At 49.1% G+C, this 15,892-nt stretch carries 14 protein-coding genes; 10 read left to right on the top strand and 4 right to left on the bottom strand.

Features of this window, described 5'->3' with window-relative positions:
• The first annotated feature begins 4 nt into the window (after positions 1 to 4).
• The 8 genes from AC27IB_RS00590 to tilS all read left to right on the top strand — a co-directional run bounded on the left by AC27IB_RS00590 (position 5) and on the right by tilS (position 9,616).
• Positions 5 to 520: an OmpH family outer membrane protein gene (locus tag AC27IB_RS00590; RefSeq protein ID WP_487118169.1), complete on the top strand. Its 516-nt coding sequence runs from the start codon at positions 5 to 7 to the stop codon at positions 518 to 520.
• A gap of 226 nt (positions 521 to 746) precedes the next feature.
• Positions 747 to 1,196 (top strand): 3-hydroxyacyl-ACP dehydratase FabZ, encoded by a 450-nt coding sequence (gene fabZ / locus AC27IB_RS00585; protein ID WP_105935054.1) that lies wholly within the window; start codon positions 747 to 749, stop codon positions 1,194 to 1,196.
• 1 nt (position 1,197) lies between these two features.
• Positions 1,198 to 1,968 carry an acyl-ACP--UDP-N-acetylglucosamine O-acyltransferase gene (gene lpxA, locus AC27IB_RS00580; protein ID WP_487118167.1) on the top strand — a complete coding sequence of 257 codons (771 nt, stop codon included), beginning with the start codon at positions 1,198 to 1,200 and terminating at the stop codon, positions 1,966 to 1,968.
• A gap of 3 nt (positions 1,969 to 1,971) precedes the next feature.
• Positions 1,972 to 3,126 (top strand): lipid-A-disaccharide synthase, encoded by a 1,155-nt coding sequence (gene lpxB / locus AC27IB_RS00575; RefSeq protein WP_487118165.1) that lies wholly within the window; start codon positions 1,972 to 1,974, stop codon positions 3,124 to 3,126.
• On the top strand, positions 3,119 to 3,718 hold the full coding sequence (gene rnhB, locus AC27IB_RS00570) for a ribonuclease HII (protein WP_487118163.1): 600 nt from the start codon (positions 3,119 to 3,121) through the stop codon (positions 3,716 to 3,718). Before lpxB ends, rnhB begins: the two co-directional genes overlap by 8 nt.
• A 6-nt stretch (positions 3,719 to 3,724) precedes the next feature.
• Positions 3,725 to 7,189 (top strand): DNA polymerase III subunit alpha, encoded by a 3,465-nt coding sequence (dnaE, locus tag AC27IB_RS00565; protein WP_487118161.1) that lies wholly within the window; start codon positions 3,725 to 3,727, stop codon positions 7,187 to 7,189.
• 44 nt (positions 7,190 to 7,233) lie between these two features.
• Complete coding sequence (gene accA, locus AC27IB_RS00560) at positions 7,234 to 8,190, top strand: acetyl-CoA carboxylase carboxyl transferase subunit alpha (RefSeq protein ID WP_296044796.1); 957 nt, start codon at positions 7,234 to 7,236, stop codon at positions 8,188 to 8,190.
• Positions 8,191 to 8,269: 79 nt separating this feature from the next.
• On the top strand, positions 8,270 to 9,616 hold the full coding sequence (tilS, locus tag AC27IB_RS00555) for a tRNA lysidine(34) synthetase TilS (RefSeq protein ID WP_487118159.1): 1,347 nt from the start codon (positions 8,270 to 8,272) through the stop codon (positions 9,614 to 9,616).
• Positions 9,617 to 9,649: 33 nt separating this feature from the next.
• On the opposite strand, the gene AC27IB_RS00550 is transcribed toward tilS, so the two are convergent.
• Positions 9,650 to 10,549 (bottom strand): GGDEF domain-containing protein, encoded by a 900-nt coding sequence (locus AC27IB_RS00550; RefSeq protein ID WP_487118157.1) that lies wholly within the window; start codon positions 10,547 to 10,549, stop codon positions 9,650 to 9,652.
• 193 nt (positions 10,550 to 10,742) lie between these two features.
• Between AC27IB_RS00550 and AC27IB_RS00545 the strand changes: the two genes are divergently transcribed.
• Complete coding sequence (locus AC27IB_RS00545) at positions 10,743 to 12,683, top strand: cation:proton antiporter domain-containing protein (protein WP_487118467.1); 1,941 nt, start codon at positions 10,743 to 10,745, stop codon at positions 12,681 to 12,683.
• 14 nt (positions 12,684 to 12,697) lie between these two features.
• On the opposite strand, the gene AC27IB_RS00540 is transcribed toward AC27IB_RS00545, so the two are convergent.
• Together AC27IB_RS00540 and AC27IB_RS00535 are read right to left on the bottom strand one after the other, a co-directional pair.
• Complete coding sequence (locus AC27IB_RS00540; RefSeq protein WP_296044805.1) at positions 12,698 to 13,198, bottom strand: prepilin-type N-terminal cleavage/methylation domain-containing protein; 501 nt, start codon at positions 13,196 to 13,198, stop codon at positions 12,698 to 12,700.
• Between the two features lie 224 nt (positions 13,199 to 13,422).
• Positions 13,423 to 13,656 (bottom strand): hypothetical protein, encoded by a 234-nt coding sequence (locus AC27IB_RS00535; RefSeq protein ID WP_123324291.1) that lies wholly within the window; start codon positions 13,654 to 13,656, stop codon positions 13,423 to 13,425.
• Positions 13,657 to 13,885: 229 nt separating this feature from the next.
• On the opposite strand from AC27IB_RS00535, the gene tadA reads away from it, so the two are divergent.
• Positions 13,886 to 14,377 (top strand): tRNA adenosine(34) deaminase TadA, encoded by a 492-nt coding sequence (gene tadA / locus AC27IB_RS00530; RefSeq protein ID WP_487118154.1) that lies wholly within the window; start codon positions 13,886 to 13,888, stop codon positions 14,375 to 14,377.
• A gap of 215 nt (positions 14,378 to 14,592) precedes the next feature.
• On the opposite strand, the gene AC27IB_RS00525 is transcribed toward tadA, so the two are convergent.
• Entirely contained in the window at positions 14,593 to 15,867 is a 1,275-nt protein-coding gene (locus tag AC27IB_RS00525) for a membrane-bound lytic murein transglycosylase MltF (protein ID WP_487118152.1), read from the bottom strand.
• Between the last annotated feature and the right edge of the window lie 25 nt (positions 15,868 to 15,892).

Below are 15,892 nucleotides of genomic sequence, written 5' to 3'. Positions count from 1 at the left end.
CCTTTTGAAACAATTGGCAAAATACGCAATTGCATCGGCAATGCTAGGTAGTGCGATGTTCAGTTCTGCTGCTATGGCAGAGCAAAAAATCGGCGTGGTAAACGTGCAGGGTATCTTTCAGGCGCTGCCTCAGGCGGCTGAAATCCAGAATGCCATTTCAATGGAATTCAAAGAGCAGGTTGACGAAGTTAACATGTTACAGCGTGACGGCCAGTTATATGCTGAGAAATTGCAGCGTGACGCGGCGACCATGAGCGCAACCGAAAAGAAAGAACTGGAAGACAAAATCCTGACTGTTCGTGAGCAACTTTCGCAGAAAGTACAGCCACTACAGCAAAACATTCAGCGTCGTCAGAATGAAGAGCGCAACAAAATCTTAGCGCTAATCAAGCAGGCGATTGACTCTGTAGCGGCTGATAACGACTATGATCTGGTGCTTGATGCACCGGCTGTCGTTTACGCTGACGAAAGCAACGACCTGTCACAAAAAGTTCTGGACCAGCTTAGCAAGTTAAACTAATTTGCAGCGACCTGATACAGAGCAGTATCTCAATACTGCTCTGTAAGTCAGCAGGTACTTACAGCAACAACTAGTATCTAATCGTAATCAATCAGGCCAGCGCAGTGTGTTGGTCTGATTTGTTTTTAAGTGATTAACGCGTAAGGTTGCGGCCCATATGAAGTTATAGCGACAAAGTCACCATAAAGGGAGTTGTCTGCTTGTACCGTGTCGAAGGAGATAATTTTTGGCCAACCCACTTAACACTATAGAAATCCGTGAAATTATGGATTTGCTGCCTCATCGGTATCCGTTTCTGCTTATAGACAGAGTGACAGATTACGAGCTGGGCGTTAGCATCAAAGCGTATAAAAATATTACCCTGAACGAACCTTGTTTTACCGGGCATTTTCCTGATTATCCTATTTTCCCTGGGGTGTTGATTCTTGAAGCAATGGCGCAGGCCGCCGGCGTTTTAGGCTTTAAGACAATAGGTAAGAACGATAAGCTATACTTATATGCCGGTATTGATAACGCGCGCTTTAAGCGCCCGGTAACGCCCGGTGACAGACTGGATTTTGACGTCTGTATTGTTAAAGAGCGTCGTGGTATCTGGAAATTTAAAGGCGTTGCAAGCGTCGACGGTGAAGAAGCCTGCTGCGCAGAATTTATGTGTGCAATGAGAGAGAAAGATTAACGTGATTCATGAAACTGCTGTGATTTCCCCCAATGCCAAACTTGGTAAAAATGTCACAGTTGGCCCATTTTCGGTGATTGGTGATGACGTAGTACTTGGCGATGACTGCCGGGTAGAGTCACACGTTGTCATTAAAGGGCCATCCCGCATTGGCCGCAAAAATCATTTTTACCAGTTCACGTCTATCGGTGAAGATTGCCAGGACAAAAAGTATGCCGGTGAGCGTACTGAACTCGTTATTGGTGACAATAACGTGTTTCGCGAGGGCGTAACGGTGCACCGTGGAACGATTCAGGACCAGAGCGTAACTCGTATTGGTAATGACAACCTGGTGATGGTAAATGCCCACATTGCGCACGATTGTGTGATTGGTAACGGCACTATCCTGGCTAACAATGTTGCGGTAGCCGGTCACGTAGAAATAGGCGATTACGCTATTCTGGGCGGTACTACAGCGGTTCATCAGTTTTGTAAAATAGGTAAACACGCGTTTACCGGTGGCGGTGCTATTGTACTGCGTGATATTCCGCCATTTGTCATGATAAGTGGCACCAAACACGTGCCTCAGGGAATTAACTCTGAAGGCTTGCGTCGTCGCGGTTTTGGTAAAGAAACTATCATGGCGATTAAACGCGCCTACAAAGTGATATACCGTGATAATAATACGGTTGAAGAAGCGATTAAAAAACTGACTGAAATGGCTGAAGGCCATCCTGAAGTTGGCATGTTAATTACGTTTCTGGCAGGTTCAGAACGCGGCATCGTGCGTTAACCCATGACGGGTAAACCGCTACGCATTGCCGTGGTTGCCGGTGAAGCTTCCGGCGACGTTCTCGCCGCCGGATTAATCAGTGCGCTGAAAAGGCGCTATCCTGACGTGGTATTTGAAGGCATTGCCGGCCCGAATATGCAGGCTGCCGGCTGCACCAGCCTGTTCGACATTGAAACCCTCTCGGTTATGGGGTTAGTTGAAGTTTTATCCAGCATCCGTCCCATTCTTAAAGTTAAAAACGCACTCGTCGCTCATTTCATTAAGCATCCTCCCGATGTGTATATCGGCGTGGACGCTCCGGATTTTAACTTACGTGTAGAAACCGCCCTGAAACAACAGGGTATCAAGACCGTGCATTATGTTAGTCCAACGGTGTGGGCATGGCGCGAGAAACGAATTTTCAAAATTGCCAAGGCGACAAACAGGGTGCTGGGTATATTTCCTTTTGAACAGGATGTCTACGATAAATATCAGGTACCCTATACCTTTGTTGGCCACACCATGGCCGATATTATACCCCTCGTCCCTGACCAGGCTGCCGCCAGAGAAACACTGGGCCTGACTAGCCAATCTGCTTGTCTGGCGATGTTGCCGGGAAGCCGCGGTGGTGAAGTAGCTAAGCTTCTACCGGTATTTATCGCAACGGTTGAACGCCTCTGGCAACAAAAAGCCCGGTGTCAGATTGTCATACCGGCGGCAAATGAACGTCGCTATGCGCAAATAAAACACTACCTGGCTGAGCATAACCCCGCCTGGCTAACCGATGAACGGGTGCTGTTGTTGCAAGGACAGTCCCGTGAGGCAATGATCGCCAGTGACGTTATTTTACTGGCATCCGGTACCGCCACCCTGGAAGCCATGCTTTGTAAGCGGCCGATGGTGTCGGCATACCTGCTATCCTGGTTAACGCATAAAATGATGATGCGATTGTACAAACCCGCTTACTTTTCACTGCCGAACATTCTGGCGAATGAGCCGCTAATCCCTGAGCTGCTGCAGGAAGAGGTCAACCCACAACGACTGAGCAGCGAATTACTAGCCCTGTTTGACACTGACACCACAGAGTTAACAGCGCGCTTTGTTGAGCTGCACCAATCATTAAAACAAAATGCTGATGAGCGAGCGGCCGACGCCGTGCTGGAAGTAATCAATGAGTAGTAAATATATTGCCGGTGTTGATGAAGTGGGTCGCGGCCCATTGGTCGGCGACGTGGTAACCGCAGCGGTTATTCTTGACCCCAACAATCCCATTGAGGGACTGACTGACTCTAAAAAGTTAAGCGAAAAAAAGCGCAATTTACTGTCGGCTGAGATAAAACAAAAAGCATTAGCGTGGGCCATTGGACGCGCTACGCCGGCAGAAATCGACAAACTGAATATTTTGCATGCCACGATGCTGGCCATGACCAGAGCCGTGGATAATTTGTTGCTTACTCCTGAATTTGTATTGGTCGATGGCAACCGTTTACCGCCCTGGTCTTATGCCGCTGAAGCCGTTGTGAAAGGCGACAGTCTGCACCCTGAGATCTCCGCTGCGTCAATTCTGGCCAAGGTCGAACGGGATAATGATATGATTGAACTCGACCGGCAATACCCGGCTTACGGGTTTGCGGCACATAAAGGCTATCCCACCAAAGCACACTTTGCAGCGTTGGCCGACAACGGTGTATTATCGTGCTATCGAAAAAGTTTTAAACCGGTTCAGGCAGTACTGTCTGCTGCAGAACCATCGGTGACAACTAAAGGTTAATAAAAAATGTCAGCGAACTTTGTTCATTTACGGGTACACAGTGACTATTCCATGATGGATGGCCTGAACAAGGTCAAGCCTATTCTTGCCAAAGTGGAAGAGCTGGGGATGCCAGCGGTGGCCATCACCGATCAGATGAATATGTGTGGCCTGGTAAAATATTACTCAGAAGCCCACTCCCGTGGAATTAAACCCATTATTGGCACCGATTTCTGGGTGCAAAGCGAAGACTTTGAGGATGACCCCTTCCGCCTTACGCTGCTGGCTATGAACAATGAAGGTTATAAAAATATTACCTTATTGATTTCTAAAGCCTATTTGCGTGGCCACGTTCACCATCGGGTGGTCATCGACAAACAATGGCTGGCCGAGCATGCCGAAGGCGTAATTGTTCTCTCGGGGGGAACAAAAGGGGACATTGGCCAGTTACTGGGAAAGAACAATCCCAAAATGCTGCAGGATAACCTGGCATTTTACGCGCATCATTTTGCCGATCGTTTTTACCTGGAAATGGTACGTACGGGGCGGCGGGGCGAAGAAGACTATAATCATGCAGCTTTTGCTCTGGCGCAGGAACACGGGTTGCCCGTGGTTGCCACCAATGAAGTGTGCTTTATCGATCGCGAAAAATTCGACGCTCATGAGATTCGTGTTTGTATTCACGATGGCTATACGCTGGATGATAAACGCCGGCCCAAACACTACAGTGAACAGCAGTATTTGCGCAGTAGCGATGAGATGGTGGCCTTGTTCGAGGACATTCCCGAGGCTATTGAAAACACCGTAGAGATTGCTAAACGCTGCAATGTAACGGTTCGTCTGGGCGAGTATTTTCTGCCGCAGTTTCCTACCGGCGGAATGACTACCGAAGACTTTCTGGTGAAGGTTTCAGAAGAGGGACTTGAGGAGCGTCTGGCGTTCTTATTTCCCGATGAAAATGAGCGCCGGGAAAAGCGACCCGCCTACGACGAACGTCTTGAAATTGAACTCGGTGTTATTAACCAGATGGGCTTCCCTGGTTACTTCCTTATTGTAATGGAGTTTATCCAGTGGAGTAAGGATAACGATATACCGGTAGGTCCCGGACGGGGTTCCGGTGCCGGTTCATTAGTGGCTTATGCGCTTAAGATCACCGACCTGGATCCGCTGGAGTTCGACCTGCTTTTCGAACGTTTCCTTAACCCGGAACGGGTTTCCATGCCCGACTTCGACGTTGACTTTTGTATGGATCGGCGCGATGAGGTTATTGACCACGTTGCCGAACTCTATGGCCGGGATGCGGTATCGCAGATTATTACTTTCGGTACCATGGCGGCCAAAGCGGTGGTGCGTGACGTGGGGCGGGTACTGGGTCACCCTTACGGCTTTGTTGATCGCATTTCAAAACTCATCCCGCCCGATCCGGGCATGACCCTGGCCAAGGCTTTTGAAGCGGAACCGCGACTACCTGAACTTTATGATCAGGATGAAGAAGTTCGCGACCTGATTGATATGGCGCGGATCCTCGAAGGGGTCACCCGTAATGCCGGTAAGCACGCCGGAGGGGTGGTTATAGCCCCCACCAAAATTACCGATTTCGCGCCTCTGTATTGTGATGACGAGGGTAAAAACCCGGTTACACAATTTGATAAAAACGATGTTGAAACCGCCGGTTTGGTTAAGTTCGACTTCCTGGGTTTACGGACCCTGACTATTATTCAGTGGGCCCTGGATATGGTTAAGGAAGGGCAGGGCAAAGACGTCGACATTGCTGCCATTCCGCTGGAAGACAAGAAAAGCTTTCGCTCCTTACAGGCGGCCGAAACCACCGCGGTATTCCAGCTTGAATCCCGCGGCATGAAAGAGTTGATTAAGCGCCTTAAGCCGGACTGTTTTGAAGACATTATCGCTCTGGTGGCCTTGTTCCGTCCCGGGCCTTTGCAGTCGGGCATGGTAGATAACTTTATTGACCGTAAGCACGGCCGTGAGGATATCTCCTATCCGGATGCCGATTATCAGCACGAGTGCTTACAGGAAATCCTTGAACCCACCTACGGCATTATCCTCTATCAGGAGCAGGTAATGCAGATTGCCCAGGAAATGGCAGGCTACTCGCTGGGTGGAGCAGACTTACTTCGTCGGGCCATGGGTAAGAAAAAGCCCGAAGAAATGGAAAAGCAACGGGCGGTGTTTGCCGAAGGGTCAAAAAACAACAATATTGACCCGGATCTGGCCATGAAAATCTTTGACCTGGTAGAAAAATTTGCCGGTTACGGGTTCAACAAATCTCACTCTGCTGCCTATGCGTTGGTGTCTTACCAAACGCTGTGGCTGAAAGTGCATTATCCTGCTGAATTTATGGCGGCGGTTATGTCTGCCGATATGGATAACACGGATAAAATTGTTACCCTGGTGGATGAAGTGGGCCGTATGGGCCTGAAGATACTTCCGCCGGATCTGAATAAAGGTCGTTATAAGTTTACTGTCGATACCGAAGGTCGGATTGTTTATGGTATCGGTGCTATTAAGGGCGTGGGCGAAGGTCCTATTGAAGCGATTATTGAAGCCCGTGAGAATCAGGGGGAATTTTCTGACCTGTTTGATTTTTGTGCCAAAGTTGATCTTAAGCGTGTGAATAAGCGGGTATTGGAAAAGCTGGTACTGGCGGGCGCAATGGATAACCTTGGCCCGCATCGTGCGGCCATTATGGCGTCGTTGCCAGAAGCCATAGCAGCGGCCGATCAGCATGCGAAAGCCGAGTCTTTCGGTCAGTCAGATATGTTCGGATTATTGACGACTGAACCTGAGCAGGTACGCCAGGCGTTTGCTGAAGTGCCACAGTGGCCGGAAAAAGTCTGGCTCGATGGTGAGAAAGAAACCTTAGGGTTATATTTAACCGGCCATCCTATTAATCAATATGCCGAAGAAGTTCGTAACTATGTAGATGGAAGGTTGGTTGATCTGCGTCCGACCGGTAAAGATCAAATGGCTACGGCAGTTGGTCTGGTGCTGGGTGTACGGGTAATGACCAATAAGAAAGGCCGGCGCTGGGCAATTGTTACACTTGACGATAAAAGTGCTAGAATGGACGTCAGGTTCTTCCCTGAAATGTATGAAACTTTTGAATCAGTGCTCGAACCTGATCGTATTTTGGTCATCAAAGGACAGGTCAGCTTTGATGATTTCTCGGGTGGCAATACAATCACCGCCCGGGATGCTATGGATATAGTGCAGGCGCGTGAGAAAAATGCGCGTTCTCTGGCGTTGCAAGTCGACACACAATGGTGTAAACCAGATAAGTTATCATCGTTGCAGTCGATTTTACGTAATTATGCGGGCGGTAGTTGCCCGGTTCAGTTAGATATTTTACATCCGGATGTGGCGGTTTCATTAAAATGTGACGCGCACTGGTTTATTACACCCGAAGATCAATTATTGCACGATTTAAAACAGTGCCTGGGTGAGCAGTCGGTTAAGCTAACCTTTCATTAGTCGATGAAAGTCGGGCTAATCGGGGAGTAAAAGTAGGACACGTAATGAGTATACAGTTTTTGGATTTTGAACAACCAATAGCCGAACTAGAAGCAAAAATTGAAGAGCTGCGGTTGGTAAATCAGGGCGGTGAGTTTGATGTGGGGATCGAAGAAGAGATCACCCGTCTGCGCACGAAAAGTGCTGAGTTAACCGGCAAGATATTTTCGAATCTTGGTGCCTGGCAGATTTCTCAGTTAGCGCGCCATCCCATGCGTCCTTATACGCTGGATTATCTTGGCCGCACGTTTCAGGAATTTGACGAACTGGCCGGCGATCGCGCGTATGCGGATGACAAGGCGATTGTAGGCGGCCTGGCGAAATTAGACGACCAGCCGGTAATGATTATCGGTCATCAGAAAGGCCGTGATGTACCGGAGAAGATTAAACGTAACTTCGGGATGCCAAAACCGGAAGGTTATCGTAAAGCGTTGCGTCTGATGAAAATGGCAGAGCGCTTTAATTTGCCCATTATTACCTTAATCGACACCCCCGGGGCGTATCCTGGTGTTGGCGCAGAAGAGCGTGGCCAGAGTGAAGCTATCGCCCGTAACCTGAAAGAAATGGCCGAGCTGAAAGTGCCTATCATCTGTACCGTTATTGGTGAAGGTGGTTCTGGCGGTGCCCTGGCCATTGGCGTAGGTGATCGCGTGAATATGCTGCAATACAGTACTTACTCGGTGATTTCGCCGGAAGGTTGCGCGTCGATTCTGTGGAAGAGCGCCGATAAAGCGCCACAGGCGGCCGAAGCCATGGGGGTTAGCGCGCAGCAAATTAAAGAACTGGGGCTAATCAATGCTATCGTTGAAGAGCCATTAGGCGGTGCGCACCGTGATCACGACAGTATGGCAGCTAATCTGAAAGCCACGCTGAAACAGCAATTAAGCCAGTTACAATCGTTGCCAGTGGATAAACTGATGGATGAGCGCTATGAGCGCCTGATGTCATTTGGTTATTGCTAGGCCACATTAAATCGATTACTTTACTAAAGGGCCGTATCGGCCCTTTTTTATTCTGTTTTAATCAGGTTACAGCGCCTTTATGGATCCCATTTATCACGCACTCAAAACGCATTTGGCCACGGTTGTGCAGGAGCATCTTCCGCAATGCCTGATCGTGGGGTTAAGTGGTGGTGTTGATTCGGTGGTGTTATTACATGCACTGAGTGTGGTGCAGCGCTGCGAACCGAACATGCCTGAAATTTCCGCCGTTTATATCAATCACGGATTAAGTCCTAATGCTGATCTGTGGCAGCAGTTTTGTTCGACTTTTTGTGAGTCAGTACGAGTCCCTTTTACCGCATACCCGGTGGACGTTTCACCCGGGCCTCGGGAGAGCCTGGAAGCCTGCGCCAGAGAGCAACGTTATGCGGCATTAACCCGGCATGCTAAGTCAGCAAATGGCGCTATCCTGACCGCCCACCATCAGGATGATCAACTGGAAACGGTGCTGTTACAGTTAAAACGTGGCGCGGGTCCGAAAGGGCTGTCCGGAATACCGGCTATCAGCACGATGCATTCGGTGATATTGAGCCGGCCGTTACTGGCGATTAGCCGAGAACAAATTGTTGCCTACGCCAGACAGCACTCATTACGTTGGATTGAAGATGAGTCCAATATGGACGACAGTTTTGACCGTAATTTTCTGCGTCAGCAAATTATCCCTTCGCTGAGTGCCCGTTGGCCAGCGGTGGGTCAGACGGTGTCTCGCAGTGCCGGTTTATGTGCCGAACAGCAGGCACTATTAGATGAGGTTTGTGACGATCACCTGAACAACGGTTTGTGTTATCAACCTGATCGTATCAGTGTGACGCAGCTCAAAAGCTTTTCGGCGCGCTGGCAACGGGCCTTATTACGCCGCTGGCTTGAGCGTAATCAGGTGGCCATGCCGGGGACAAAGCAACTCGAACAAATTCAGCACATGCTCAGGGCTAAGCCGGATGCTCAACCACATCTGGTGCTTGGGCGTGTTGAGTTACGACGTTACCAGAATGAATTGTATTGCCTGCACAAACGGGTAAGTGACTGGTCTTTTGAGTCCCTTGAATTTAACGTGGGGGAAGACGTTAGGATTGCCCCGGTCGGTCAGCGCTTATCCATCCGCCATCAGGCGAATGACGCCACGCTCGTGCTGAATACTGCTGTCTCCCATAGCGAGTTTCTATTGCAAAGGCCGGTGTTATCGGTGGCACTCAAGCCTGCCGGTGCAGCACACCATAAGCCTTTGAAGCAGTGGTTAAAGCAGTGGAATATTCCGCCTTGGGAACGAAGTGAGTGGTTATTACTCAGCGCTGCACAGCAGCCACTGGTACTAATAAGCAAAGAAAAGGTAATACCGCTGTCTAACACGGGGCAGTATTCATTGTATATCCAGCTGAGACCACTCTAATTCCCGCTTTGCCAGAGGCAATTCGTTGCCGCTTCAGGCTGCCTGATAGGTATCTTTGCCGTCTTCCTTGGCTTCGTAAAGCGCTTTGTCAGCACGGTCGAACAGGTCGCCCATACTGTCGTTCTCGCGCAGCAGTGAACCGCCTATGCTACAAGTGACATGATGCGCTTTTAGCAGAGGGTGGGTATGCATGGCGTCGTGGATCCGGCCTGCAATGGCCGATAATTCTTGTGGACAACTGACATCCAGTAAGCAGCAGAATTCATCGCCGCCGAAGCGATAGGCCTCTTCGTGGCCACGAATGGTGTCGGTCAGGATTGACGCGGTGGTTTCTAACACCACATCACCTTGCTGGTGACCGTGCTTGTCATTGACCTGTTTAAAGTTATCTAAATCTACCACCAGAAGTCCGAAGGTCTGGCCGTTGCGCGTATTTCGGTTTATCAGGCGCTGGGCCGCTTCATTAAAGCCATTTCGGTTCCCCAGGTTGGTAAGTGGATCCTTAGTGGCCATCAACCGTAAACGCTGGAATTCCATCGCGTGAGTTAAGGGGCGGGTAAACAGCTGATGCAGAGTTGCCAGTACACGACGCTGAGAGGGCGACAGGTTTTCGTCAAAAATATAACGCACAAACGCGGCATGCTTACCCTGCTCCAGACGCACAGCGCTAACCGGTAGACTAACCGCGGAGTGGCTGTGTAGTAAGCCGGCATTTAATTGCTCATCAAACTCTGACATATCGATACCTACCAAGGGTAAATATCTGTTTACCTGTGTAAAATAGAGCGAGACGAGTGTATAAATTTCAATCGTCGAGGTCAGTTGGTTTAGCACAGTATTGACCTGCTCACTGGTCAGCACTTCAGGCTCTATGGTGCCAAGAAAGCTGCTTTCTGCTGTAGCTTGCTCAAATTGAATCATTGATATATCCAAGTGCTGCCCCTTGACTCAACGTCTTACACTCACTTCACTTTAAGGATGACAAAAAAATGTCGTTTCTTGTGAAAATGTGTGCTTTGATTAGACTTAATAGTATCGTTTCCATTTATAAAGCAAAACACATGCCCAAAATGCATTACGGGGAATTTAAGTGGTAGAGCACGGTTTCGTTCAAATTGTACTGCTGATGCTTATTGCAGTGGTCAGTGTGGCTTTGTTTAAGCGCATTCATTTGCCGCCCATTCTCGCTTATTTGTTTGCCGGGATTATTGCCGGTCCCAGTGGTTTTGCTCTCTACTCTCATCCGGAGGACATGCATCTGGCCGCTGAGGTGGGGATTGTTTTCTTGTTGTTTTCTCTCGGTCTTGAATTTTCATTACCCAAACTGATGGCAATGCGATCGCTGGTGTTCGGCGCCGGGCTGATGCAAATGGTGCTGACCACCGTACTGGGCTCACTGGCAGTGTGGGTACTGGTGGAGACGACCCTCTCTGCAGCAATTGTTATTGGCGGTATGCTGGCGCTTAGCTCAACCGCTATTGTGATCAAGCAGGTCACCGAAATGGGCATTTTAAACAATGTCCGTACCCAGTTGGCGGTCAGTATTCTGTTGTTTCAGGATCTGGCTGTAGTGCCATTTTTGATAGTCATTCCGCTGCTATCCGGCCAGAGTGATACCAGTCTGGCCATGGCGCTGACCCTGGCACTGGTAAAAGGCATACTGGTTGTAGGTATGTTAATGTCGGCCGGTAAATGGGTTTTACCCTGGGTCTTTCGGGAAGTGGCGCGAACCCGCACCGACGAATTGTTTGTTCTTACCACTATATTAGTCGCTTTGCTGGCGGGCGGAATAACCTACGCATTTGGTTTGTCGATGGCGTTGGGCGCTTTCCTGGCGGGGATGATGCTTGGTGAAAGCCAGTATAAGTATCAATTAGAAGCCGATATCCGCCCCTTCCGCGATATTCTGATGGGCCTGTTTTTTGTTACTGTGGGGATGCAGCTGGAGTTGTCAGTGCTCATGAGCTACGGCCATTGGATTGTGCTGGGCGTTGTTTTATTAATGATCACTAAAGTCATACTCGTGCGTCTGGCGGCCAGTGTTTTCGCCATTTCTTCCATTGATGGCTGGTCGGCGGGACTTAAACTGTGTCAGGTGGGAGAGTTCAGTTTTGTTATTGCCTCACTGGCCAGCAGTCACGACGTTATCACCCCGGTACAATCTTCTATTTTGATCTCCATGGGGGTGATTAGCATGGCTTTAACTCCCTGGTTAGTAGAACACAGCCTTGAGCTGGCTCAGAAATTAAGCCCGGCCGCACACAATCATATTGAGCCTGAAGTCCCGGTTATCGACGTAAGTGGTATGCGCGATCATGTGGTTATTTGTGGCTTTGGCCGGGTAGGGCAATCGGTTGCCAGAATGCTCAGTATGGAAGACGTGCCGTACCTGGTGATTGATGTCGACCCGATAAGGGTGTTTGAGAGTCGCAGCGCCGGCGAACACGTAATTTATGGTGACGCCACCCAGAAAGACTTACTCCACAGTGCCAGATTGGAACAGGCAAAGCTGGTGTTAGTGACCTTTGCCGAGGCTGACAAGGCCAAGCTGGTGATCAGCGCTGCACGCCAGGTAAAGGATGATGTAGAGGTGATGGTCAGAACCCCACGCGATGTGGAACTGGAAGCGCTCTACAGCGCCGGGGCAAGTCAAGTCGTGCCGGAACTTCAGGAGGGCAGCCTGATGCTTATCTCGCAGGTGATGCATTATGCCGGGGTGCCCATGTCGAAAATTCTTAAGCGCGTACGCGAGGAGCGTAAGGGCCGCTACGATCACCTGCATGGGTTTTATCCCGGAGAAACGACAGAAATCAGCTACAACACGGCAGATAAACTGGAGTTTATTCATGCCATAGCGCTGGGCACCGACGCGTTTGCAGTAGATAAGCAACTGCATGAACTGACTGCAATGATTGATAAGGTTAAGATTAAATCGGTGCGGCGCGCCGGTCAGGAATTTACTGCCGAGGATTTTCATGAGCGTTTAACGCCGGGGGATATTCTGGTGATTGCAGGCAAGCCGAGACGTATCGAACGTGCTGAGCGGTACCTTCTGGATGGTTACTGAAATACGTTAACCGGTTAGAAATTAATAGTCACATCACCGGTGGTGGAATCATAATCAACCGTTAATGACGGATTGCTTACCAATGAGTAGGTGCAGGTGAAGTTGTTATTGTACTGCGCCTCGTACAGCGCGCTGTCGTTGGTTGCAACGCTTGCATCACGGTTATTCAGAACCGCTCGCCATACATCCAGACAATCGTTGTCGCTATTGAGCGTTAGGCTGGAGCCTCGGGTATCAGCAGGAAAGCCATTGGCATTTACACTAAGGTCGCCACCTACCGCCGGATCGGCGATGGCAATAAAATCCTGCTGAGCTTCGTTGTTTCCCGCCACCTGCCACTTGAGGTGAATGAAGTCGACCCCGGACTTAAACGCGCTGGCGGTTGAACGAAATGTCGCCTGGCTGGCATCACCGGAAAAATCAATAAACTTTGGCAGGGCCACTACCGACAATACGCCAATTAGTACGATAACAATAATCAGTTCGATTAACGTAAAACCTGATGACTGACGCATACAACAACTCCATGTAACAGCTTGCAACGCGATAAAACCCGCTAGCAAAGATATTCTATAGCTCCGCTGTTGGCAAGAATAATGGCCTATTATTCGGGAGGTTTAGCGTTGAGTTACGGAGTTTCTCTGATAGTCAGGTACAACAGGTATGGTGTGAGTGATTTTGGCGTGCTAATAATCAAACACCAGCATTTTACTGCTGGTGTTAGTTTTTTGATGGGCAATCACGCAACCCGGTCGTCTTCCAGATCTTTAAATTGCTTTTTCAGGTCGTAGCCAGGGTCCGTCACAATTTTTTCCAGGGTGACAATACGTGCTTTGAGCGCTTCTACTTCTTTTTCCAGCTCATTGGTTTTGTCATTATCAGCGTTATTATTTTTTGCCTTATGTTTAGAGGTGGAAATGATGGTGCCGGCTAAAATGGCAACGATCACAACTACTGCAGTCCAAAAGCTCATAATATTTTCCCTTCGTTAATCAGTTTCGTATAATCAGACACTTAACGTCGCATTTACCGAGCCAGTATATCGGTGTTGGTGATGTGACGACTAGCATCGTTTGGAAATAGTATAGCAAGTACTTCGCCAGAAACTTAAAGTGCTTTAAAAACATGTGGTTATGTTTTTTTGTGGTGAAGAACTATAATTACTATCGCTATTTTGACCATTGAATTGGGTTTTTTCACTAATGAGTGAGCAAGTTAGTCAAGACGAGCACTGGATACGGTATGCATTATCGTTGGCGGCAAAGGCCGAAGCGATGAACGAAATTCCGGTAGGTGCGGTGGTGGTTGCCGATGATCAGATAATCGGTGAAGGGTACAATACGCCGATTGTGGATCACGATCCTTCCGCTCACGCAGAGATGAAAGCTATCCGTAAGGCCGCCCGCACCATTGAGAATTACCGCGTGGTTAACGCCACCTTATATGTCACGCTTGAGCCCTGCCCAATGTGCGCGGGTCTACTGGTCCATAGCCGTATCAATCGGTTGGTGTTCGGCGCTTTTGATCATAAGACCGGTGCGGCTGGCAGTGTGATGCAACTGTGTCAGCATCCGCAGCTAAACCATCAGCTTGAAATAAGCGGTGGTGTGCTAGCGGATGAGTGCGGGGGAATTATTTCTGAGTTTTTTAAACGACGAAGGGCTGAAAAGAAAGCGGCAAAAACGAAAAATTAATTAGCTTTAGCCATTTGAACCAGGTCAAAATTCAAAAACTGACGGCGTCTCTGAAAAATTTTCTGGCTGGTTTTACGCACCTGATGTCGTCTTCTGTTTGTGTTTTTCATATTAATCTCCTTGATTATGAATGGGTTGCATTTTTTGTCTTCTACCAACCCGGTATTTACTTTGTTTACTCTAATAGACTTATATGAAGGTGATGTGACAAAAGATCAAGAGGCTTTCATTAACAGTGTTAACGTTTCTGCTACGTAACGTACCTGATCAACGAAAGTCACCGCCTGTGCGCCGTCGGCAAAGCCGGCACGGGTAGACACATAGTCTGTTTGCAAGCGGGGTAACTGTTGTTTTACGTCGACCCATAAATCGGGGTTAGCACCTGCCAGTGAAGTCAGTTGCCGGGCATCTTCGACGTGGCTGGCGCCAAGATAATAGGCAGCCAGAATAAACCAGGTGCGATCTATACCCTGGATCCTGGCGGGTAATTGCGCTTGCAATAAGTCCAGTTTACGGCCTATCTGAGCCAATCTTATGGCTGGCTTGTCTATGTCTTTTGCCTGTTCATGCTGCGCTGAACGCCAGTCATTAACGAGGTAATCGATAGCTGCGATGTAAGCACCGTCCAGTGTACTTTGGGTCTCTTCAACAGCCTGTTGTATGGCCGGGTAGCGGGCATTGATATCCTCAACCAGCTCTCTGGGATTGGGTTTGACTAACACTTTTTCCGGTTTAAGCATTTTCTTTGTCAGTACGGCAAGCGAGCCATTGGTGCGGCTAAAGTGAGTGAATTCATATAACGTACTGAGCAACGCTGTATCCTCAGCACGTACCAACCACTGCTTGGTTAGGGTCGCATCAGGCACTACTTGTTCGGCTAAGGATGGGAAATAACCTTTCAGCGCAGCACGCCAGGTGGTGGGAAGAATGGTGCAATAGTCGGCCTGACTGATCATCTCAGCCAAGAGCGTTACGCTATCGGCACTGTCAGATTTTTGCCAGTCGATACCGGTAATGGCCGTTACCACATCCTGTAAGTAAGGGAGTACCAATCGTTGCCGTGGCCCGGGCGCCGAGCAGGGGCTGGCTGCGTTTTCTGGCCCTATCTCGATTAACGTTGTCGTAAACAAAACCGGCCCATAGCTCAGGTCTGGTTCGGGATCGGTATGGCGAAAACGAGGCGCTGCAACATCGATAGTGTTATTGCTAAGTGCCTGGTAAAGCTTTGCCTCGCTGTAAAACGGCACGATCTGCAAACTTACTCCCAGGTAGTCAGCATAGCCACGGGCATAGCCGTAATCGAAGCCCGTCGGGCCGTTTCCGGTCAGATGGTAATGGTGCCTGTCATTTATCAGGCCGACCTTCAAAACCTGTTCCTGCAGGATTGCATTAAGCGTGGTTTGCGCTTGCGCGCTGGCCATTAACAACCAGCCAATTGCACAGGTGATGAAAAGTATTTTGCTGGTTAGCCGGTGAAGTAGGGGATTCATTATTATTCTTTAATTACTGCTGTCA

It is taken from the genome of Alteromonas sp. 4NH20-0104, from assembly GCF_057547795.1.
Note: the sequence above shows the minus strand (reverse complement) of the source record. Positions and strands in the feature narration are given on the sequence as shown.